Raw genomic sequence first — 20,214 nt, 5'->3', positions numbered from 1 at the left:
GGCTCAGACCAACTTGGCGTCGACGAACTCGCTGCCGATGTCCGGCACCTCGCCGGCGACTTCCGGCTTGTACCGGGCGGTGACTTCGGCGGAGGTCTCGACCCCAGCCTGCCAGCCGTGGCGCGTCAGCCACTCGGCGACGTCTTCGCGCGGCTCTGGGTAGAAGAGCTCGGCGACGTCGGTCACCTGCTGACCGGCTTTGGCGGCTTCCTCACGGATCGCATCCATCCGGGCTTTGCGGATGCGCTGGTTCTCCTCGCTGAAATAGTTGGCGCCGAAGCCCTCGACAGCGACGCGGCTACCGGGCGCACTGAGTTCGTGGATACGGTCGAACAACAGATCCTGGGCCTCGGCGGGCAGGTAGGGCAGCAGCCCCTCGGCGAGCCAGGCCGTCGGCTGAGCGGGGTCGAAACCGCTTCGCCGCAAGGCTTCCGGCCAGTCGTGACGGAGGTCGATGGGTACGCCGACGTGCCGGGCGACCGGCTGAATGTCATGGGTCGCCAGGGTTTCCTCCTTGAACGCCAGCACTTTCGGCTGGTCGATCTCGAAAACCACGGTGCCGTCCGGCCAGGGGAGTCGCCAGGCCCGCGCGTCCAGTCCCGCGGCCAGGATGACCACCTGGCGGATGCCGTCGGCGCTGGTCGACGCGAAGAACTCGTCGAACCACTTGGTGCGCGCTGCCGCGTATGCCCACACCATGCGCATGCGTTGCGTCTGTGCCGAACCGGCAGCGCCGCCGGCGAACGGCGACGACCAGCCGCGCGCGACCGCCGCGTCCACGAAGATCTGTGCGCACGGATCCTCGAACAACGGCTTGTCCGAGGCGGATTCGGCGGCCCGGGCCATCGCCACCCCCAACGCGGTGGCGCCCACGCTTTCGGTGATGTCCCAGGAATCGTCGTCAGTTCGCGCCATAGTCGTCCAATTCGTCGCGGATCAGCAGGTCGTCGCGGAAACTCTGTTCACGATAGGCGAGCTGGCCGACGCGGTTGGCCACCACCGGGGCGGTGATCAGGGTGAACAAGCCGGCCAGGATCAGCATGCCGACGTCGGCGTGCCCGCGCAGGCGCAGCCCGGCCCCGGTCAGCACCAGCAGCAGCCCCAGCACCTGGGGCTTACTGGCGGCCTGTAGCCGTGACAGCGTGTCCGGGAAACGCACGACGCCGATGGCCGCCGTCAGTGCCAGCACCGATCCGGCGAGCACCAAAACGCCTGCGACAATGTCGAATACGTTCATCGCGGCGGCTCCTGATCGGTGTCGCGGACACGGAACCGGGCCACGCTGACAGAGCCGACGAAGGTGATCAGGGCCAGCGCCGTCAAGCTGTACGTCGCCGTGGTGTCGAGGCTGTAGGCCGCCCACGTGCCGATGCCGCACATGGTGACGGCGACGAACGTGTCCAGCGCGACCAGGCGGTCCAGGGTGCCGGGGCCGGCCAGCAGCCGGAACACCGTGATGGCCGCGGCCGCGATCAGCATCACAGCGGCGATGGTCCAGATGGTGTTCATGCAGGGTCCGCTTCCAAAGGCTGCCAATGGGATTCACGTTCGAACGAGGCGATCATCAACCGCTCCACCTCGGCGATCTGGCGGTGGAACTGCTGCACCGCGCGCTCGGATCCGACGTCGAGGACGTGGACATAGATCATCCGGCGCGCCTGATCGACCTCCAGCACGATCGAGCCGGGGATGAGGTTGATGACGTTGACCGCCACTGCCAGCACCAGGTCGGATTTGAGGGCGAGCCGGGCCCGGAGCACCGCGGTCAGCGGTGGGGGTCCGGGTCTGACCGCCAGCCAGGCGAGTTGCAACGAGGACTGCACCAGGTAGTAGGCGACCTTGAGCACGAGCCACGCCAGTGAGAGTGGATGCAGCCGGCCCGCCACCGGCACCTGCGGCAACGGCAGCAGCACCGTGATCAGCACGGCGACGGCGAGGCCGCCGAGGATGTTGGCAGCGGAGATGTTGCCCCACAACAGAATCCACACCGCCATCAGCCAGACCAGGATGCCCACGCGCGGTAACCACTGCCTCATGGCGTCAACACCACCGAGATGTACTGGCCGCGGTCGGCGACCTCGTCGGCGGCCCGCTCCGCGAACCCGAAGATGGGCCCCGCGAACACCGTCAGGGCGAGCCCCACCGCGATGAGCACCGCGGTCGGCGCCAGCATGCTGACGGGCATCCGGCCGACGTCGGGCCGGTCGTCGACGGCGACGTTCGCCACCGGCTCGAGCAGGCCGGCCGGGGCCGCCGTGGACAGCATGCCCTCCGGCGCGTCGGCGCGGGCGCGCCAGAACGCGAGCGTCCACACCCGCGCCATGACGTACAGCGTCAGCAAGCTGGTGATGACCGAGCCGGCGACCAGTGCCCACGCGAGCACCGACGCGCTCTCGGTGCCGGCCTGCAGCAGCGCCACCTTGCCGATGAAACCCGAGAACGGTGGAATGCCACCGAGGTTCAGCGCCGGGATGATGAACACGAACGCCAGCAGCGGGCTGGCCGCCGCGAGTCCACCGAGGCGCTGCAGTGTCGAGGCCCCGGCCTGCCGCTCGATCAGCCCCACCACCAGGAAGAGCGTGGTCTGCACGACGATGTGGTGGGCCACGTAGTAGATGGCGCCGGCCATGCCGATCCGGTTGGACACCGCGATACCGAACACCAGGTAGCCGATGTGGCTGACCAGGGTGAAGGACAGCAGTCGCTTGATGTCGCTCTGGGCCATGGCGCCGAAGATGCCGATCAACATGGTGAGCAGCGCCGCGACCATGAGCACGCCGTCGAGCGAGCCGCCCGGGAACAGCAGCGTATGGGCCCGAATGATGGCGTACACACCGACTTTGGTGAGCAGGCCGGCGAACACCGCGGTGACCGGTGCCGGGGCGGTGGGGTAGGAGTCGGGCAGCCATGCCGACAGCGGGAACACCGCCGCCTTGATGCCGAACGCCACGAGCAGTACCGCGAACAGCGCCGCCCGGGTACCCGGGGTGATGCCGTCGAGCCGGTTCGCCAGCTCGGCGAGGTTCAGGGTGCCGGTGGCCGCGTAGGTGAGCGCGATGCCGATCAGGAAGATCACCGACGACACCATGGACACCATGACGTAGCCGATGCCGGCGCGGACCCGCTCCTCACTGGCGCCGACGGTCAGCAGTACGAAGCTCGCGGCCAGCAGCACCTCGAAGCCGACGAACAGGTTGAACAGATCGCCCGCGAGGAACGCGATGCAGACGCCGGCCGACAGCACCAGGTAGGTCGGCAGGAAGATCGACACCGGCTGCTCGTCACCGCCGTCGCGGATGCCCTGCCCGATGGCGTACCAGACCACCGCCAGCAGCACGATCGAGGACACCACCAGCATCAGGGCCGAAAGCCGGTCGACGACAAGCACGATGCCGAGCGGTCCCATGCCGGGTTCGGTCTGGCCCCAGCCGCCGACGTGGACCGCGACGGTGCCGCTGTGGTCGACGACGTAGACCAGCGCCGCGCAGACCGCCGTCACCGCGGCGAGCGCCACGACCGCGATGACCTGCTGCAGCCGCGGCCGGCGACCCGCGAACAACGTCGTGGCGGCACCGAGGATCGGGATCAGCACGGGCAGCGGCGCCAGCACCGCACCCGCCGTCACGCCTGCTCCACCGGGTCGGCGGGCAGCGCGTCGAGTTCCGCGGGTGCGTCGGCGTCGGTGACGACGGCGGGCTTGCCGCGGTCCTCCTCGACCGCCGGAGTGTCGGTGGACGACAGCTGCACCACGCGGCTGTCCTCGGGGTCGTTGCCCACCTCTTCGACCGTGGTCAGGCGGTAGGCCCGATAGATGAGCGCCAGCACGAACGCGGCGACGCCCATCGTGATGACGATGGAAGTCAGCACCATGCCCTGCGCCAGCGGATCGGCGATCCCCGTCCGACCGTGGCTGGTGCGGCCGCGCACCGGCGGATTACCGGAGTCGCCACCCATCACCAGGATCAGCAGGTTCACCGCGTTGCCGATCAGCAACAGGCCCAACAGCATTCGGGTCAGGTTGCGCTCCAGCAGCAGGTACACACCGGTGCCGGTGAGACTGCCGATGAGTACGAGCGGTACGAGATAGGTCGTCATCGGGCGGCCGCCTCACGTGGTGCGTACAACTCTTCGTCGACTTTCGCTCCCAGGCTGCGCAGGATGTCCAGCACCAGGCCCACGACGATCAGGTACACGCCGAGGTCGAAGAACAGCGCCGTCACCACCTTCACCGAACCCAGCAGGGGCAGCGTGAATTTCACGACCGCGCTGGACAGCACCGGCGCACCGAGCAGCAGCGAGGCCGTCGCCGTCCCGGCGGACAGGGTCAGACCGGCGCCCAGAATCTTCCCGGCGTCCAGCGGTAGCGTCTCGCCCAATTCGTAACGGCCGCCGGCGAGGTACCGCAGCACCAGCGCCAGACCGGCCGTGAGCCCGCCGGCGAAACCGCCGCCGGGCGTGTTGTGCCCGGCGAAGAAGAAGTACACCGACAGCACCATGATGAGTGGGAAGATCATGCGGGTCGCGACTTCGAGCACCAGGGACCGGTGCCGCGGATCGCGCAGGTCGCTGCCGCGCAGCCAGGTGATGTCGGGTGTCGGCCGGTGATCCTTCGGTACCCGGGGCGCCGAACCGAAACGCCTGTGCCGGAACACCATTGATGCCACGCCGGTCGCGGCGACCAGCAGCACCGAGATTTCGCCGAGGGTGTCCCAGGCCCGGATGTCCACGAGTAGCACGTTGACGGTGTTGGCGCCGTGCCCGCGGTAGTACGCGGCGTCGGGCAGCAGCTCGGCCAGCGGCCGGGTGTGGCGGGCGGCCATGGCGTAGACCGCCAGCGCCGTCACCGACGCGCCGACAGCGGTGGCCAGCAGCGCGCGGGGGAGCCGGTGCCGCTTCATGTGGGCGGCGTCGGATTCGGCGGGCAGGGTGCGCAGCACCAGCAGGAACACCACCAAAGTCAGTGTCTCGACCAGGAATTGGGTCAACGCCAGGTCCGGTGCCCCGTAGAAGATGTAGAGCGTGCCGCAGCCGTAACCGGTGACGCCGACGACCAGCACGGCCGCCAGCCGGTTGCGCATCACCGTCGCGCTGACTGCCGCCGCCAGCACGATGAGGCCGACGACCACCTGCAGCGGCGAATTCCACAATTTCAGATCGGGCTGGTCCCGCGGGCCCAGCAACAGCACCGCGATGGGCAGCACGGTCAGGGTGGACAGGATCATCGCCTGCGTCGTCGGGATCGAACCGCGCTGGGTGAACGCCGTCAACCGCACGGCGAAGCGGTCCGCGCCGCGGATGGCCGCGTCGTACATCCGGTCGGCGTTGCCCAGCGGTAGGTAGGGCACCCGGATTCGCTCGAGGCGATGCCGCAGGACGAACGCCGCCGCACCGGCAGCGACGATCACGGCCGACAGCAGCAACGGCATGTTGACGCCGTGCCACAGCGCCAGGTGGTACCCGGTACTGCCCGGCATGGTCGCGGTGTAGTCGGCGATCGCGTGGTCCAGCGCGTTCGGCAGCAACCCGAAGCCGAGGCCGGCGACGGCCAGGAAGCCCGGTGGCACCAGGAAACCGACGCTGGGCCGGTGCATTTCGGCGACGCGAATCGTGGGCTCGTCCCTGCCTTTGCGTGCGAACGCCCCGTACAGGAACCGCAGGCTGTAGATCATGGTGAACACCGACCCGAACGCCACCGTCGCCAGCACCAACGGGGCGGAGGCCCCCAACGTCGGGCTGTGCCACAGGGTTTCGAAATCGGCTTCCTTCGCGACGAAGCCGAGGAAGGGCGGCAGCCCGGCCATGCTGGCGGCCGCGGCGACGGCGATGCCCAGCAGCACGGGGCTGCGTTGGCCGAGCCAGGCCAGTTTCCGGATGTCGCGGGTGCCGGTGGCGTGGTCGATGATCCCGACGACCATGAACAGTGCGGCCTTGAACATGGCATGCGCGCACAGCATGGCGAGGCCGGCGAGCATCAGATCACCACCGCCGGCGCCGACCATCACCGTGATCAACCCGAGCTGGCTCACCGTGCCGAAGGCCAGGATCAGCTTGAGGTCGTACTCGCGGACGGCGCGCCAACCCGCCAGCAGCAGCGTGACCAGACCCAGCGTCACGACCGTCGGCCGCCACGGCTGGTGGTCGGCGAAACCGGGCGTCATGCGGGCGATGAGGTACACGCCCGCTTTCACCATGGCCGCCGCGTGCAGATAGGCGCTCACGGGAGTCGGCGCCGCCATGGCGCCCGGCAGCCAGAAATGCATCGGGACGATGGCCGACTTGGACAGCGCGCCGATCAGCACCAGCACGACGGCCACCGACGACGTGGTGCCCGTCGGCGCGTTGGCGACGAGGTCCGACAGCCGGTAGGTGCCGGCGAGCGTGCCCAGCATGATGATGCCCGTCAGCATCGCCAGGCCGCCGAACGTAGTGACCAGCAGTGCCTGGGTGGCCGCGCGCCGGCTGGCGACGCGTTCGGCGTAGTGGCCGACGAGCAGGAACGACAGGATGGTCGTCAGCTCCCAGAACAGATACAGCAGCAGCGTGTTGTCGCTGCAGACCAGTCCGAACATGGCGCCCGAGAACGCCACGAGTTCGGCGGCGAAGCTGGGCAGCCGGTTCTCGGTGTGCCCGTCCGCGTGGTGGAAGTACTCGGCGCAGTACAGGAGCACGAGCGTGCCGACCCCCAGCACCAGCACCGACACGATCGCCGACAGCGAATCCAGCCGCAGCGTGATGTCCATGGACAGCTGCGGCACCCAGTCGATGTGCACCGTCTGCTCGCCGGTGCCGGGCCAGTTCGAAGCCAGCCAGACCAGGGAGCCGGCGGGCGCCAGCGCGAGCGGATAGAAAGCCCGCCGTCCCCAGCGTCGTACCAACAGTGGAGCGAGCACAGTGGCGATCGCGTGAACGTACAGAACGGTGAGCATGGGCCTCCGGCAGGCGTCGGGGACGGTCCGCGGCCAGCTTACGGGGCGCCTGTGACTGCCGTGGTCTGACGGTTGTCGCAGGCCACAGCCCCGCTACCGGGTGCACGATGCACCGACTCCTACACTTTTCACTTATGGTGACGAACGCGACGGGGCGCCGATGAGTCTTCCGGGAATCGGATCGGTGTCATTGTCGGGCTTCGCCCACCCCTGGTTGTTCCTGACCGCACTGTTACCCATCGCGTTGGTCGCCGCCTATCTCGCGGCACAGCGCAACCGCAGTGCCCGGCTTCGCAGCTATGCCGGCGACCAGCCGCGCACCGACGTCGTGCCCCTGCAGCCGACGCGCTGGCGGCACCTGCCGATGGTGTTCTCGGTGGCCGCGCTGCTGTCCCTGACCGTCGCGCTGGCCGCGCCCACCCACGAGATCAAGACCCCACGCAACCGCGCGGTGATCATGCTGGTGATGGACGTCTCCCGGTCCATGGAGGCCGATGACGTCTCACCGAGCCGGCTGGCCGCCGCGAAAGACGCCGCCAAACAGTTCGCGAAGAAGCTGACCCCCGGGGTGAACCTCGGTCTGGTCACGTTCTCCGGGAACACCAACCTGCTGGTGTCGCCGACCCCCGACCACAACGCGACCATCACCGCGCTGGACCACCTCACCGTCGACGACGGCACCGCGACCGGCGACGGCATCTTCGCGGCCCTGCGCGCGATCTCGACCCTGTCGGACGTGCTGGGTGGCAGTGGCAACACCGACAAGCCGCCGAAACGCATCGTGTTGCTGTCCGACGGTGCCGAGAACCGGCCGGGCAACCCGGACAGCCCGCACGGCGCGTACACCGCCGCGCGGACGTCCAAAGAGTCGGATACCCCGATCTCCACCATCGCGTTCGGGACCAAGGGCGGCAAGATCAAGGTCGACAATCAGAGTGTCAACGTCCCGGTCAACGACGCCACGATGAAGCGGGTCGCCGAGCTGTCCGGCGGGCAGATGTACACGGCGGCCAAGATCGAGGACCTGAACAAGAGCTACGACGCCATTCAGCAGCAGATCGGCTACGAGATCATCCGCGGCCCCGGTGGGACGGCATGGCTGCGCCTCGGCGTGTTTGCCCTGACGTGTGCGGTGATCTCCGCGCTGGTGATCAACCGGCGACTGCCGACATAGGGTTGAATATGACTCGTGGACAACGAAACTCGGGTCGTCAGCGCCAGCCGTGACATCGCCGCCCCCGCGGCGCGGATCTTCGAGCTGATCGCCGACCCCGCACAGCAGCCGCGGTGGGACGGCAACGACAACCTGGCGGAGGCGGCCGCCGGCCAACGCGTCCGCGCCGTGGGTGACGTGTTCGTCATGGGCCTGACCGTCGGCGCCGTCCGGGAGAACCACGTCGTCGAATTCGACGAGGGACGGCGCATCGCGTGGAAGCCGTCCGAACCCGGACTGCCGCAGCCGGGGCACCTGTGGCGCTGGGAACTCGAGCCCATCGACGACGGGCACACCCGCGTCACCCATACCTACGACTGGACGGCACTGACCGACGAGAAGCGGCTGAACCGGGCCAGGCAGACCTCCGCAGACTGGCTGCAGGCCTCACTGGCCCGGCTCGCCGCGCTCGCCGAAGAGCAGTGACTACTGCTTGGGGGTGATGGTGGCCTTGAAGGTGCCGTCACCCTGGTTCAGCCAGGTGATGGTGCCCTTCTGGAACTCGCTGATCCAGCCGCCCTTGGGTACGTCCGGGCCCCCGGCGGTCTGGGCTTCGTCAGTGGTGGGGAAGCCCAATTCGCCTCCGGCACCACCCTTTTCGGTGTACTCGCGCAGAATTTCGCCCTGCACCAGATGGGCTCCGGTCGCGGGCGAGCTGAAGATGGTGCCTTTGGCGAAGGCCTGCACCGTGCCGTCGCCGACCTTCTGGGGCTGAGCGGTCGGTAGGCCGAGAGCGGCCTCGCCGCCGGCCTTGTGGTACGCGTCGGCGATGGGGCCGTCGAGTTGTACCTCGCCGACGCCGGGTGCGTTGATGGACGAGGGTGGACCGGCCATCGCCGATGACGCGGCGCTCGACGCGGAGCTGGCCGCGGACGATGCCGCGCTGGCTCCCGAGCTGGCGGCGGATGATGCCGCACTCGCGCCGGAGCTGGCGGCCGACGACGCGGTGGAGCCGATGTCCTTGGTCTGCGAGCAGGCCACGACGGCGGCGCCGGTGACCGCGGCGATGCCGATGGCGGCGGCGGTGCGGCGGAACAGCAATTCGTTTTTCACGTGAAACTTCCCCTATGTATTCGACAGTGAAACGACTTCGCCATTGAAGTCCGAACCATTCCGACCGTATTGGTCACTGGTACGCCAAGTACTACTTTGAGGAAACGTTTAGGGTTGACAGCCACTGCCGCCTCATCGGCCCCAGTAGTTGCGCTCTCGGCCCGAATTCTCATGCCTGCCTCATTGTTTGCTGGCATGGTGTGATGTCCCGATATCGGGCTAGATATCCCAGCAATGGAAATCGCTTGTCGGTATGCTGTGAGAAGCGAATCAGATTACGATCGCGATGCCCGTTTCTTCGTGGCTTCGGCCGTCGGGGCGAACGGAATGGACTAAGGAGAATCGGTATGACCACCGTTCGGCACTCGACCCGTAAGAAGATGGTGGCCGGCCTCGCCGTGACCGCCGGACTCGCCATGGGCCTGCTGTCTTCCTGCGGCGAGAAGGCCAAGGAAGAGCCGACCACCACCACGAGCACCACCACCACGACGTCGGCACCCGCCTCCTCGTCGCCGGTGACGCCGAGCGAGAAGGGCGGGCCCACCAAGGGTGGCAACTCGTTCTCCCCGACGGTGAAGGCTCCGGGACCGCAGACGGCGCTGCCGGGCAACGTCGTCACCGCTCCGCACTAAGACGGGAGCTCCATCCCAGTAGGTCGCCGATGCGCCGTACGGCGCATCGGCGCAGTACTGGTGGCAGTCGGGCTGACGGCGCTGGCGTCGGCCGGCCCGCCTGCTGAGCGGGCCGGACGGCTGTCCCTGTCCGGTCCACTGGCCCACCTCCTCTCGGCGTCGGTCGATCTCGGCCCCTCGGCAGCAGCGCACGTCGAACTCACCGCTGCGCTGACCCGTGCCACCCGGCCCGACGGGCTGATCCAATGGGCAAGAGCCGCAGGGCTTTCGGTGCACTGGCGGCCCGGCGACGACTGGGCCACCGTCGAAGGCGACGCCCGTGCCATGGCGCGGGCGTTGCGCGTCGAGGTCCGCGACTACCGCGGGCGCCGCGGGCAGACCTTCTACGCCGCGACCAGTCAGCCTGAGCCGCCGCCGTCGCTGGTGCCCGAACTGAGCGGCTTCGGCAGACTCCTCGGCTACACGCCGTTCCGGGAGTCGCGGCCGCTGATCATGCCGCGTGACGTGCCCGCCGGTGGTCTCACGGCCCAGGATCTGCGCCGCGCCTACAACGTCTTTCCGCTGTCCGATCAGGGCTACACGGGCAAGGGACGGACCATCGTCATCTTCGGTTTCGACGGCTTCGATCAATCCGATCTCGACATGTTCGCCGACCTGAACCAGTTGCCGCGCTTCACCCCGATCGTGGTGGGGGACATGCCATCCGAGCGCACCGGCGAAACCACGATGGATCTCCAGATGGCGCACGCCATCGCGCCTGATGCCCGAACCGTCTACGTCAATGCCCGGCCGACGGTGTCCGGCGACGGCGCCTACCGCAAGATCGGCGAGATGATGGCCGACGCCGACCGGCGCTTCCCCGGCGCCGAGTGGAGCCTGTCGATCGGCTGGGGCTGCGACAAGATGCTCACCGCTGCCGATCTGGCGCCGGTGCGCTCGGCCCTGGCGCGGGCGCACCGGAGCGGCACCACCGCATTCGACGCCAGTGGTGACCTGGCGGGCCTGGAATGCAAAGGCGGGCAGGACTGGTCGGCACCGCCGAGCATCGACGACATCGGACTGGACTCGGTGGCGTCGGTGCCCGAGATGACGGCCGTCGGCGGCACCACGCTGTCCACCGACGAGCACGGCCAGTGGCTGGGTGAACTGGCCTGGTTCGACGTGCCCCTCACCCACGGCAGTGGCGGCGGGGCATCGGCCCTTTTCGACCGCCCGGCATGGCAACGGGGTGTGCCGTCGGACCGCGGCCGCAACAAGCGGCTGGTCCCGGACATCTCGGCGGTCGCGGACTTCTTCACCGGAGCCCGCATGGTCTTCGGCGGCGAAACGGTGCTGGCCGGTGGCACGTCCATGTCCGCGCCGATCTGGGCCGGGATGGCCGCGGTGATCGACCAGTACCTGCTCGATCATGGCGGACGACTGCTCGGCGACCTGAACCCGTTGCTGTACCGCCTGGAGCGGGCCGGCCGCCTCCCGGCGTTCCACGATGTCACCGTCGGCGGTAACGCGGTCGCGATGGCCGGCCCCGGCTTCGACTCCGTCACCGGTCTGGGCACGCCGGATGTCGACAAGCTGGCGCGCAGCCTGCTGGTGGCGCAGGGGACAACCGGATGAGCGGCATCGGACTGGTGAGCACGCTGTTCCCGCAGCTCCCGGCACGCACCCACCGGGCGTTCCAGATCGGCGTGGCCGTCTTCGTCGCGTGGCTCGCCGGTGCCGCGGCACTGCGCCTTCCCGGTTTGTTCATCTCGCTTGTGGCCGTGGGGATTCCGCTGCTGTTCGCGTTGTACATCCGGCAGTTGGACTACCGGGGCGCGGCGCAGGCCCGGCTGCTCGTGAGTGCGGGCCTCGGCATCGCGTTCGGCGTGGCCTTCGCCCTCGGGTCCGGCGCCGTCGTCGCGCGTGCCTACGGTGTCCCGCTCGAAAGTGGCGTTGCCGCAGTGCATCTGCGGACCGTCGAGGCCGGCCTCTCGGCGGTGGAGGCGCTGTTGGTCATCGCGCCCGCACTGCTTCTCCGGCTCTTCAGTCCCGGTGACCGAAAAGCGTTGTACGGCTATGTCATCGGCGCGAGCGGCGCCTTGGGCCTGACCGCCGCGACCACGGCGGTCCGGATGTTCGCCCAGCTGGATTCGGGACTCGTCGACCACGACCAGCCGTTGGCGGACTTTCTCATCGACGCCGTGATCCGTGGCATCACCATGCCCATCACCGCGGCGGCCGCCGCCGGCATGCTCGGTGCCGCACTGTGGTTCCGGCCCCGCGGCAGCCGGATCTGGTGGCGGGTACTGCTGATCGCGGTCGTGCCGGTGCTGGCGCACATGTGGCTCGGTGACGAGGATTCGGCCGACATCTCGCAGTGGGCGAAGCTGGCCTGGCACATCGCGTTCGCCGTGCTGGGGGTGCTGCTGCTCCGTCTGGTCCTGCGGCTGACGTTGCGGCACGAAGAATCTGGCGGCGCCGCACCCCACGCCGCGCACGCACTGTCCGCGCCGCGGCTGGTCGCGATCTGGACCGCGGTGGTGGTGGTGCTGGCGCTCGGGCTGGTCGGCGTCGCCGCTGCGACGACCCAACCCGTGGCGCGGTATCAGTGCCCACCCAATTGCGGTCACCCGCCGATGGGGAAGCCCGTGGTGATCAACCCGCGCTTCACCGCCCCCGACGGTGCCTTCAGCGTCTCCTATCCGGCGCCGGGTACCGCCTATTCGGTGACCATGGACGACACCGGTGTGACGGCCCAATACACCGGCGGCACCGGCGGGATCATGCGGCTGTGGGGAGAACCGGCGCGGGGCCGCGACGCCAGGGACATCACCATGATGTTGCTGTTGGACAAGTTCCCCGACTCGCGGGTGGCCTACGAGATACCCAACACGTTGGTGGGGTATCACCCGGGTTACGGCGTCGCTGCCGACGACTGGCCGGACGGACAGAACGTCGTGGCCTCACGCACCCGCATCTTGGTCATGGTGGCCGTCAAGGACGACCTCGCGTTGATCGCCGCCGCGGCCGGACCGTTCAGCGAATTCGGTCCGGGCTCGGGGCCGCCGACCGGGGTCAGCCTGGAGCTGGCCGCGGATATGGGCAAGTACGTCAACAGCTTTCGGTGGCGGGGCGACCCGCCGCGCTGACGGCGACCGGCTCGCGCACCGGTCGCTGGACCAGATGATCCCTCGGGGTGAAGCGGTTGGTGCGCCGGCGGAAATCGGCAGTGCGCCGCGGCCGGAAGTCGCAGTAGTTCTGTTGGGCCGCCGGTGTCGGTTCGACCGCGGCGAAGCCGAAGTCGCGGGCGTAGGTCACTGCCGCGGCGAGGTACTCCGCCTGCGACTCCCGCATCCGTTCGACCGAGTTGTGGCGCAGGCCGATGTCCGGGCCGTGCACCAGGTAGCAGTTCGGGAAGCCGTGGACGGCAGTCCCCAGATAGGCGAAGGGCTCGCCGTCCCAGCTCTCGGCCATGGAGACGCCCGCGGTGCCGACCAGCCGGTCGGCCAGAGCGTCGGTGTCGACGACGACGTGGGTTGCCGTCTGCTCGCCGCTCGCGGTCGTGATGCGCCAGTGCTGCCGGTCCGCCCGCCAGTGCACTGCCAGCACCTCGTCGGTGTCGTGGTCGACCAGCACGACGTCGTCGACCGCCGCCTGGTGCAGCCGGACCGCCGCCGCGAGCGCGCCTGGGCCGGTGACCACGATCGCGACGTGGTGGTGGGGGACGGGCTGGTTCATCGGTGGTCGGTTGCCTTCGGGTCGTACGATGTGAACGCTGCTCACATTTATATGGGGCAATGTAAACAGTGTCAACATTTGTGAGGCGGGACGCAGGATGACGGCGAAAGTGACGTACCACCACGGCGATCTGCGGACCGCCCTGGTGCAGTCGGCGCTCGCGCTGCTGGAAGAGGAAGGCGCCGCGGCGCTGTCGATGCGCGCCGTCGCCCGGCACGCCGGAGTCACCGCGGCCGCCCCGTACCGGCACTACCAGGACCGCGACGCGCTGATGTCGGCCGTCGCGGCCGTCGGCTATCGCGAACTGGCGCAGGACCTCGTGGCCGTCAGCCAGACCCCCTCGACTGCCGACGAGATCGCCGACGTCGCCATCGCCTACGTCCGATTCGCGCTGCGTCGTCCCGCGCTCTTCCGGGCGATGTTCAGCGAGCAGGGCGATGCCGGCAGCCCCGAGCGGGCCGACGCCGTCGCGGCGATCTCGACCTACCTCCGCGCGAACATCGCCCGCGTGTTTCCGGACGCGGACGCCGACGCGTTGAGCGACGCCGTCTGGGCGCTCGTGCACGGCCTGGCATTCCTGTTCCTGGACGGCAAGTTCGACAGCACCGACCCCGGTGAGCTGGAACGCCGCGTCCGGGCCGCGATGCGCGCCGTCGTGGGTCTGGCCGGGTCCTAGCGGCCCTCGGCGAACTCCCGAAGTGATTGCACCTGAACCGGATCCAGCGACGGCCGCACCGTCTCGCGGGCCTTGGCCACATCGGCCGCGGTGACATCGGCGGCGTCGATCGACCGGCGCATCGCGGTCAGCGCGGCCTCGCGCAGCAGGGCGACGCAGTCCGCAGCGCTGTAACCGTCGAGGTCTCCGGCCAGCTCGCCGAGGTCGACGTCGGGCGCCAGAGGGATGGATTTGCTTGCGGTACGCAGGATTTCACGGCGGGCCTCGGCGTCGGGCGGCTCGACGAAGACCAGCTTCTCCAGCCGGCCCGGACGCAACAGCGCGGGGTCGATCAAATCCGGCCGGTTGGTGGCGCCCACCACCACGACGTCGCGCAGCGGGTTGATGCCGTCCAGCTCGGTGAGCAACGCGGCCACCACGCGGTCGGTGACGCCGGAATCGAAGCTCTGGCCGCGGCGCGGGGCCAGTGCATCCATCTCGTCGAGGAACACCAGCGACGGCGCGGAATCGCGTGCGCGCTGGAACAATTCGCGCACCGCGCGCTCCGACGAACCGACCCATTTGTCCATCAACTCGGCGCCCTTGACGGCATGCACCGACAACCGGCCGGAGCTGGCCAGCGCCCGCACCAGGAATGTCTTGCCGCAGCCGGGTGGCCCGTACAGCAGCACCCCGCGGGGTGGTTCCACGCCCAGCCGCTCGAAGGTGTCCGGGTGCTGCAGCGGCCACAGCACCGCTTCGGTCAGCGCCTGTTTGGTCGCGACCATGTCGCCGACGTCGTCGAGGGTCACCGACCCGACCGCGACCTCCTCGGTCGCCGACCGCGACAGCGGCCGGATCACGGATAGCGCGCCGGTCAGGTCATCCTGCGTCAGGGCGGGTTCGGCGCCGTCGGCGCTGGCTCGGGCGGCCGCCCGCAGCGCGGCCTCACGCACCAGGGCAGCCAGATCGGCGACGACGAATCCCGGTGTGCGTTCGGCGATCTCGTCCAGGTTCAGGTCCTTGGCGGGCACCGACCGCAGCAGCACCTCCAGCAGGGCCTTGCGGGTGGCCGCGTCGGGCAGGGTCAGCCCCAGCTCACGGTCGCAGAGATCGGGGGCGCGAAGGCGGGCGTCCACGCCGTCGGGCACGGCCGACGTCGCGATGAATGCCACACCGCGGCTGGCGACGGCCTTGCGGAGCTCGGTCAGGATCAACGTGGCCACGGGTTCGGCGACGGCGGGCAACAGCGCGTCGACGTCGGTGATGAGCAGGACGCCACCGCCGTCGCGCACCGAACTCACGGCAGCGGCGACACCGGCGAGCCGGTCCTCCGCGCGTAGCGCCCCGACCTCCGGGCCGTCGAGCTCGACCAGGCGACGCGACGCGCACACCGTCCGCACCATGGCGGCCTTCCCGACGCCAGCGGGCCCGGACACCAGGACCCCCAGATTGGCGGTGGCGCCCAATGTTTCGAGCAACTGCGGCTCGTCCAGCGCCAGCTTGAGCCACTCGGTCAGGCGGGTCACCTGGGCGGTCATGCCCTTGAGATCATCGATCGAAAGAGTTTGGGCGGTACCGGTTTCGGCCGGTGAGATCACCGGCTGCGCGGCCGCGGTGGCCGTGACGACGGTCGCGTCGCTCCAGGTGACCACCGAATTCGGCTGCACACTGACCGGGCCGGCGGGGTCGACGCCCGTCACGGTGAGCAGCTCCGAGGTCCAGGTGATGCCGACCTGGGTGGCCAGCGCCGCGGTGGCCGCCGACGTCGAGGTGCCCGGGCCCAGGTCCCGCGGCAGCAACGACACCGTGTCGCCGACCGTCATCACCTTGCCCAGCAACGCCATTCGCAACGTCGCCGGCGATATCGAACTGCTGGCCAGTCGCGAACCGCTGACGGTCACCGAGCGGGCGCCGTACACCGTCGCGGGTGACACCAGCACCGGCGCGTCGGCCCGGATGCCGGCATTGGACAGCGTCACGTCGTCGAGCAGGGCGGTGCCCGGGGGAGTGCCGGCGGCGGCGACACCGACCACCGCACAGGTGGTGCGCGTGCCGGTCAGCGACACCGCGTCCCACTCGCGGATACCCAGGGCGGCAATCGCTTCCGGGTGCAGCATCACCACGCCGCGACGGGCGTCGAGTGCCGAGGTGTTGAGCCGTGCGGTGAGCCGCAATTGGCCCGGTGGGGGTTCAGGTGACGCCGCGTCCCGCACGCCCTGCGTCATCGACGCGGACCCGGCCTACGCAACCGCAGTCGGGCCGTGGAACGGCGCTGCCCGCGGTCGGTGCGCCGCGGCTGCGCCCGCCGGATGGCCCGGCGCGCCTGCCGTTGTTGCTTGGGTTTGTCGTCCCAGACCTCGGGGTGCTCACGCAGCCACCTCTTGGTTCGGACGGCGAACGGGATGTGCAGCACGTAGGCGACGATGATCACCAGGATGACGATGTAGCCGTACATCACCGAGGCGGCCACCAGGATCGCGAGCAGCGCCAGCAGCGGCAGCGCCATGTTCGGCGGGATGGCGAAGGTGTGCACCTTGCGCATCGGCACGGTGCTGACCGTCAGCAGCGAGACGCCGATCAGCCAGACGCAGATGAACACCTGACCCCAGTGCGAATCCCACCACGGGCCGGGGAACTGCATCTTGGCCGCCAGCGGGCCGATGGCGCCGATGGCGCCGGCCGGGGCCGGCATGCCGGTGAAGAACTCCTTCTCGAACGCCGGGCCCTCCACGTCGAGCATGGCGTTGAAGCGCGCCAGCCGCAGCACGATGCACACCGCGTACAGCAGCACCACGATCCACGCCAGCGGCGAGCTGTTGTGCTCGAGCAGGGTGCCGTACACGATGAACGCCGGCGCCACACCGAAGTTCACCGCGTCGGCCAGCGAGTCGATCTCGGCGCCCATCTTGGACGTCGCGTTCAGCATGCGGGCCGCGCGGCCGTCGAGCGCGTCGAGGATCGCGGCACCCGCCAGCAGCGCCATGGCCTCGGTGGGGCGGTGGTCGAGCGCGAACTTGACCGCCGTCAGCCCCAGGCAGATGGCCGCGACCGTCAGAGCGCTGGGGACCAGCTTCCGCAAGCTCACCTGCGGAGTCTTGATCCGGGGGTTCATGCCGGCGATCCGGTGGTCGGCAGCTCTGCCAGCACGGTCTCGCCGCCGATGGCGCGCTGCCCGATCTCGACTTCGATCACCGAGCCCTTGGGCAGGTAGGTGTCCAGGCGGGAGCCGAACCGGATCAGGCCGTACGTCTCGCCGAGCGCCAGCTGCGCACCCGGGTGCGTGTTGCACACGATGCGACGGGCCAGCAGACCGGCGAGCTGCACCGCGACGACGTCATGACCGTCGGCGGTGCGCAGCCAGACGCTGTTGCGCTCGTTGTCCTCGCTGGCCTCGGCCTTGTCAGCGGAGAGGAACTGGCCCGGCTTGTGCTTGACCGTGATCACCTCACCGGCCACCGGCGCGCGCTGCACATGCGCGTCGAACAGGGACAGGAAGATGCTGATCCGCGGCAGCGGCTCGTCGGACAGGTTCAGCTCGGCGGGCGGGACGGCCTCGTCGATGAGCGTCACCTGACCATCGGCCGGGGCGACGACGACGCCGCGCCGGCTCGGTGGCGTCCGCGGCGGATGCCGGAAGAACCCGGCGCACGCGGCGGCCGCGGCCAGACCGGCTGCCCGGACCCAGCGCTTGCGGTGGCCGATGGCGGCGACACCGAGGGCACCGCCGACAAACGGCAGCCCGGCCGGGTGCATCGGGGGAACGGTGGAACGGACCAGGTCGACGAAACGTGACAGTTCGGACTCTGGATTGTCAGCTGGGGGGCGCGCAGGTCTTGCCATGGGGACTCGATTCTACGGTTTGCGGGGCTCTAACTCAGATCCCAGACGGGCACGGGCGATCCGGCCGCCAATTCGACCACGTCCTCGCCGATGTCGAGCAGACAGTTTGCCGTCGCCAGCCATCGGAGATGGTGTGAGGCCGGCGGGCCGTAGCTGCTCACCTGCTCATCGGTGCCGAGCACGCCGCGGCGGAACTGGCGTTTCCCGGCGGGGGAGGTCAACGTCTCGGTGAGCGTCGCCGAGCGGCGCGGCCTCTCGGACGGCAGCCCCATCGCGGCGCGCAGAGGAGGCCGGATGAACACCTCGAACGACACCAGCGCCGAGACCGGATTGCCCGGCAACGTCACGATTGCGGTGCCGTTCGCAGTGCCTCCCAAGCGGCCGGCTCCTTGCGGCATACCGGGCTGCATGGCGACCTTCACGAACTCGACATCCCGGGCCAGCGCGTCTTTCACCACCTCATACGCGCCGGCGCTGACGCCGCCCGTGGTGACGATGAGGTCGACGCCCGCGGCATGGCCGGCCAGCGTCTCCCGGAACAGCGCGACGTCGTCGGACGTCGCCGGTGCGGTCGCGACGTCGGCGCCGGCGTCCCGCAGCGCGGCGGCCAGCATCACGGCGTTGGACTCGTAGATCTGTCCGGGCTGCAGCGGCGTGCCCGGGGTGACCAGCTCCGTCCCGGTGGACAGGACCAGAACCCGTTGCCGCGGAATCACTTTCAGTTCGGCGAGGCCCAGGGCGGCGGCCAGCCCCAGTGCCGCCGGGGACAGCACCTCGCCGGCGGGCAGCACCGTCATCCCGGCGGTGACGTCCTCGCCGGCGCGCCGGATACTCCGGCCTTCGGGGACCGCCGAGTAGATCGACACGACGTCGGTCGCCCCGTCGGTGGCCTCGACCTGGACCACCGCGGTGGCCCCGGCCGGCAGCATGGCGCCGGTCATGATGCGGTGCGCGGTGCCGGGCGTCAGAGTCAGCAGGTCAGTCCGGCCCGCCGGAATGTCTTCGGCGACAGGCAGTTTCACAGGATTGTCGGCAGTGGCGGTGGCCACGTCGGCCGCCAATACGGCGTAGCCGTCCATGGCCGAGTTGTCGAAACCGGGCAGCGACAGCGGCGCCACGACGTCCTCGGCGAGGGCCAGGCCCAGAGCATCGGCCAGCGGCACGGTGACGGCCGGCCGGGCGCTGATCAACCCGGCGACGACCTGCTGATGTTCCTCGACAGTGCGCATGACGCTAGATCGGGAAGGTGACGCCGGTCAGTTCTTCGGAGACCGTCCACAGCCGACGCTGGATGCCGGCGTCATGCGACTGCGCGCTCGACTGGACCAGCACCGGGTACCCGACCAGTTGGCGGAAGCCCGACGGCCCGTAGTACTCGCCACCCCGCACGGTCGGGTCCGTCGCCGCCCGCAGTGTGGCCAGCGCGCCGACCTCCGGGCTGTTGGCGACCAGTCCACTGAGCTTGTTGAAGCCGGGCAGGTTCGAGCCAGGGATGTGGCGCATCAACTCGGTGTTGGAGATGCCGGGATGCGCGGCGACCGAGATGGTTTCGGCATTCGTGGCGACGAGCCGGCGCTGCAGCTCGTAGGCGAACATCAGGTTCGCCAGCTTCGACTGGCCGTATGCCGCGACGCGGTTGTACTTGCGGGTCTCCCACTGCAGATCGGTGAACTCGATCTTCCCCTGGATGTTGTGGGCAATGCTGCCGAGCGCCACCACCCGCGAGCCTGCGACGGGCAGCAGGTTCTCGATCAACAGGCCGGTGAGCGCGAAGGCACCCAGATGGTTGGTGCCGAACTGCAATTCGAAGCCGTCGGCGGTGGTCTGCTTCGGCGGATACATCACGCCGGCGTTGTTGATCAGCAGATCGATCCGGGGGTAGGCCGCCCGCAGGTCGTCGGCCGCGGCGCGGACCGAGGTCAGCGAGCCCAGGTCCAGCTTCTGTACGACGACGTCGGCGTTGGGGGTGCTCGCCCGGAGCCGCGCGGCGGCGTCGTCGCCCTTGGCGGTGTCGCGTACGGCCATGACCACGCGAGCGCCCTTGCCCGCCAGTACGCGCGCCGTCTCGTAACCCAAGCCGGTGTTCGAGCCGGTGACGATCGCCACCCGCCCCGTCTGGTCCGGCACATCGCCCGCGGTCCATTTGGTGCTCATGCGCGAAGACACTACCGAGGT

General features: G+C 69.4%; 20 protein-coding genes. 6 read left to right on the top strand and 14 right to left on the bottom strand.

Features of this window, described 5'->3' with window-relative positions:
* Positions 1 to 3: 3 nt before the first annotated feature.
* Genes ACZ5IQ_RS24735 through ACZ5IQ_RS24705 form a run of 7 tightly spaced genes read right to left on the bottom strand, consistent with a single transcriptional unit; the run spans position 4 to position 6,926 of the window.
* Entirely contained in the window at positions 4 to 915 is a 912-nt protein-coding gene (locus ACZ5IQ_RS24735; RefSeq protein WP_464480423.1) for a class I SAM-dependent methyltransferase, read from the bottom strand.
* A complete protein-coding gene (gene mnhG, locus ACZ5IQ_RS24730; RefSeq protein ID WP_406774287.1) occupies positions 902 to 1,237 on the bottom strand; it encodes a monovalent cation/H(+) antiporter subunit G in 336 nt (111 codons plus the stop codon). The genes ACZ5IQ_RS24735 and mnhG overlap by 14 nt, the downstream gene beginning before the upstream one ends.
* Positions 1,234 to 1,509, bottom strand: coding sequence for a monovalent cation/H+ antiporter complex subunit F (locus ACZ5IQ_RS24725; protein ID WP_138250687.1), 276 nt, complete (start codon positions 1,507 to 1,509; stop codon positions 1,234 to 1,236). The genes mnhG and ACZ5IQ_RS24725 overlap by 4 nt, the downstream gene beginning before the upstream one ends.
* Positions 1,506 to 2,036: a Na+/H+ antiporter subunit E gene (locus ACZ5IQ_RS24720; protein ID WP_406774288.1), complete on the bottom strand. Its 531-nt coding sequence runs from the start codon at positions 2,034 to 2,036 to the stop codon at positions 1,506 to 1,508. Before ACZ5IQ_RS24720 ends, ACZ5IQ_RS24725 begins: the two co-directional genes overlap by 4 nt.
* Positions 2,033 to 3,625, bottom strand: a complete 1,593-nt coding sequence (locus tag ACZ5IQ_RS24715) for a Na+/H+ antiporter subunit D (protein WP_464480422.1) — start codon at positions 3,623 to 3,625, stop codon at positions 2,033 to 2,035. The genes ACZ5IQ_RS24720 and ACZ5IQ_RS24715 overlap by 4 nt, the downstream gene beginning before the upstream one ends.
* A complete protein-coding gene (locus tag ACZ5IQ_RS24710; RefSeq protein WP_464480421.1) occupies positions 3,622 to 4,095 on the bottom strand; it encodes a Na(+)/H(+) antiporter subunit C in 474 nt (157 codons plus the stop codon). Before ACZ5IQ_RS24710 ends, ACZ5IQ_RS24715 begins: the two co-directional genes overlap by 4 nt.
* Entirely contained in the window at positions 4,092 to 6,926 is a 2,835-nt protein-coding gene (locus ACZ5IQ_RS24705; RefSeq protein ID WP_464480420.1) for a Na+/H+ antiporter subunit A, read from the bottom strand. The genes ACZ5IQ_RS24710 and ACZ5IQ_RS24705 overlap by 4 nt, the downstream gene beginning before the upstream one ends.
* A 160-nt stretch (positions 6,927 to 7,086) precedes the next feature.
* Between ACZ5IQ_RS24705 and ACZ5IQ_RS24700 the strand changes: the two genes are divergently transcribed.
* Positions 7,087 to 8,100 carry a VWA domain-containing protein gene (locus ACZ5IQ_RS24700; RefSeq protein ID WP_406774290.1) on the top strand — a complete coding sequence of 338 codons (1,014 nt, stop codon included), beginning with the start codon at positions 7,087 to 7,089 and terminating at the stop codon, positions 8,098 to 8,100.
* Positions 8,101 to 8,115: 15 nt separating this feature from the next.
* Entirely contained in the window at positions 8,116 to 8,565 is a 450-nt protein-coding gene (locus ACZ5IQ_RS24695) for an SRPBCC family protein (RefSeq protein ID WP_406774291.1), read from the top strand.
* On the opposite strand, the gene ACZ5IQ_RS24690 is transcribed toward ACZ5IQ_RS24695, so the two are convergent.
* Positions 8,566 to 9,192: an LGFP repeat-containing protein gene (locus ACZ5IQ_RS24690; RefSeq protein WP_406774292.1), complete on the bottom strand. Its 627-nt coding sequence runs from the start codon at positions 9,190 to 9,192 to the stop codon at positions 8,566 to 8,568. It abuts the gene before it with no gap.
* Positions 9,193 to 9,539: 347 nt separating this feature from the next.
* On the opposite strand from ACZ5IQ_RS24690, the gene ACZ5IQ_RS24685 reads away from it, so the two are divergent.
* From ACZ5IQ_RS24685 to ACZ5IQ_RS24675, 3 genes are read left to right on the top strand one after another with little or no spacing between them, the layout of a single operon-like run.
* A complete protein-coding gene (locus ACZ5IQ_RS24685) occupies positions 9,540 to 9,824 on the top strand; it encodes a hypothetical protein (protein ID WP_167526427.1) in 285 nt (94 codons plus the stop codon).
* 60 nt (positions 9,825 to 9,884) lie between these two features.
* Complete coding sequence (locus ACZ5IQ_RS24680; RefSeq protein ID WP_406801545.1) at positions 9,885 to 11,438, top strand: S53 family peptidase; 1,554 nt, start codon at positions 9,885 to 9,887, stop codon at positions 11,436 to 11,438.
* Positions 11,435 to 12,952, top strand: coding sequence for a zinc ribbon domain-containing protein (locus ACZ5IQ_RS24675; RefSeq protein ID WP_464480419.1), 1,518 nt, complete (start codon positions 11,435 to 11,437; stop codon positions 12,950 to 12,952). The genes ACZ5IQ_RS24680 and ACZ5IQ_RS24675 overlap by 4 nt, the downstream gene beginning before the upstream one ends.
* Here the strand turns inward: ACZ5IQ_RS24675 and ACZ5IQ_RS24670 are convergent.
* A complete protein-coding gene (locus ACZ5IQ_RS24670; RefSeq protein ID WP_464480418.1) occupies positions 12,915 to 13,541 on the bottom strand; it encodes a hypothetical protein in 627 nt (208 codons plus the stop codon). The two genes, ACZ5IQ_RS24675 and ACZ5IQ_RS24670, sit on opposite strands and share 38 nt — an antisense overlap.
* Before the next feature lie 97 nt (positions 13,542 to 13,638).
* Between ACZ5IQ_RS24670 and ACZ5IQ_RS24665 the strand changes: the two genes are divergently transcribed.
* Positions 13,639 to 14,217, top strand: coding sequence for a TetR/AcrR family transcriptional regulator (locus tag ACZ5IQ_RS24665; RefSeq protein ID WP_318986636.1), 579 nt, complete (start codon positions 13,639 to 13,641; stop codon positions 14,215 to 14,217).
* Here the strand turns inward: ACZ5IQ_RS24665 and ACZ5IQ_RS24660 are convergent.
* From ACZ5IQ_RS24660 to ACZ5IQ_RS24640, 5 genes are read right to left on the bottom strand one after another with little or no spacing between them, the layout of a single operon-like run.
* A complete protein-coding gene (locus ACZ5IQ_RS24660) occupies positions 14,214 to 16,424 on the bottom strand; it encodes an AAA family ATPase (RefSeq protein ID WP_464480417.1) in 2,211 nt (736 codons plus the stop codon). The two genes, ACZ5IQ_RS24665 and ACZ5IQ_RS24660, sit on opposite strands and share 4 nt — an antisense overlap.
* Complete coding sequence (locus ACZ5IQ_RS24655) at positions 16,421 to 17,311, bottom strand: CDP-alcohol phosphatidyltransferase family protein (RefSeq protein ID WP_464480416.1); 891 nt, start codon at positions 17,309 to 17,311, stop codon at positions 16,421 to 16,423. The genes ACZ5IQ_RS24660 and ACZ5IQ_RS24655 overlap by 4 nt, the downstream gene beginning before the upstream one ends.
* Positions 17,308 to 18,039 carry a phosphatidylserine decarboxylase gene (locus ACZ5IQ_RS24650; RefSeq protein ID WP_464480415.1) on the bottom strand — a complete coding sequence of 244 codons (732 nt, stop codon included), beginning with the start codon at positions 18,037 to 18,039 and terminating at the stop codon, positions 17,308 to 17,310. The genes ACZ5IQ_RS24655 and ACZ5IQ_RS24650 overlap by 4 nt, the downstream gene beginning before the upstream one ends.
* Before the next feature lie 29 nt (positions 18,040 to 18,068).
* Positions 18,069 to 19,268: a molybdopterin molybdotransferase MoeA gene (moeA, locus tag ACZ5IQ_RS24645; protein WP_464480414.1), complete on the bottom strand. Its 1,200-nt coding sequence runs from the start codon at positions 19,266 to 19,268 to the stop codon at positions 18,069 to 18,071.
* A gap of 4 nt (positions 19,269 to 19,272) precedes the next feature.
* On the bottom strand, positions 19,273 to 20,193 hold the full coding sequence (locus ACZ5IQ_RS24640; protein WP_464480413.1) for an SDR family NAD(P)-dependent oxidoreductase: 921 nt from the start codon (positions 20,191 to 20,193) through the stop codon (positions 19,273 to 19,275).
* Between the last annotated feature and the right edge of the window lie 21 nt (positions 20,194 to 20,214).

This window comes from Mycobacterium toneyamaense (assembly GCF_055384815.1).
The sequence above is the reverse complement of the archived record's forward strand: the minus strand, read 5'-3'. Positions and strand labels throughout refer to the sequence as shown.

What these genes read in the sequence shown, in the direction of transcription:
- ACZ5IQ_RS24735 (WP_464480423.1), bottom strand. Translation starts at nt 915, where the DNA reads ATGGCGCGAACTGACGACGATTCCTGGGACATCACCGAAAGCGTGGGC.
- mnhG (WP_406774287.1), bottom strand. Translation starts at nt 1,237, where the DNA reads ATGAACGTATTCGACATTGTCGCAGGCGTTTTGGTGCTCGCCGGATCG.
- ACZ5IQ_RS24725 (WP_138250687.1), bottom strand. Translation starts at nt 1,509, where the DNA reads ATGAACACCATCTGGACCATCGCCGCTGTGATGCTGATCGCGGCCGCG.
- ACZ5IQ_RS24720 (WP_406774288.1), bottom strand. Translation starts at nt 2,036, where the DNA reads ATGAGGCAGTGGTTACCGCGCGTGGGCATCCTGGTCTGGCTGATGGCG.
- ACZ5IQ_RS24710 (WP_464480421.1), bottom strand. Translation starts at nt 4,095, where the DNA reads ATGACGACCTATCTCGTACCGCTCGTACTCATCGGCAGTCTCACCGGC.
- ACZ5IQ_RS24705 (WP_464480420.1), bottom strand. Translation starts at nt 6,926, where the DNA reads ATGCTCACCGTTCTGTACGTTCACGCGATCGCCACTGTGCTCGCTCCA.
- ACZ5IQ_RS24700 (WP_406774290.1), top strand. Translation starts at nt 7,087, where the DNA reads ATGAGTCTTCCGGGAATCGGATCGGTGTCATTGTCGGGCTTCGCCCAC.
- ACZ5IQ_RS24685 (WP_167526427.1), top strand. Translation starts at nt 9,540, where the DNA reads ATGACCACCGTTCGGCACTCGACCCGTAAGAAGATGGTGGCCGGCCTC.
- ACZ5IQ_RS24675 (WP_464480419.1), top strand. Translation starts at nt 11,435, where the DNA reads ATGAGCGGCATCGGACTGGTGAGCACGCTGTTCCCGCAGCTCCCGGCA.
- ACZ5IQ_RS24670 (WP_464480418.1), bottom strand. Translation starts at nt 13,541, where the DNA reads ATGAACCAGCCCGTCCCCCACCACCACGTCGCGATCGTGGTCACCGGC.
- ACZ5IQ_RS24665 (WP_318986636.1), top strand. Translation starts at nt 13,639, where the DNA reads ATGACGGCGAAAGTGACGTACCACCACGGCGATCTGCGGACCGCCCTG.
- ACZ5IQ_RS24660 (WP_464480417.1), bottom strand. Translation starts at nt 16,424, where the DNA reads ATGACGCAGGGCGTGCGGGACGCGGCGTCACCTGAACCCCCACCGGGC.
- ACZ5IQ_RS24655 (WP_464480416.1), bottom strand. Translation starts at nt 17,311, where the DNA reads ATGAACCCCCGGATCAAGACTCCGCAGGTGAGCTTGCGGAAGCTGGTC.
- ACZ5IQ_RS24650 (WP_464480415.1), bottom strand. Translation starts at nt 18,039, where the DNA reads ATGGCAAGACCTGCGCGCCCCCCAGCTGACAATCCAGAGTCCGAACTG.
- moeA (WP_464480414.1), bottom strand. Translation starts at nt 19,268, where the DNA reads ATGCGCACTGTCGAGGAACATCAGCAGGTCGTCGCCGGGTTGATCAGC.
- ACZ5IQ_RS24640 (WP_464480413.1), bottom strand. Translation starts at nt 20,193, where the DNA reads ATGAGCACCAAATGGACCGCGGGCGATGTGCCGGACCAGACGGGGCGG.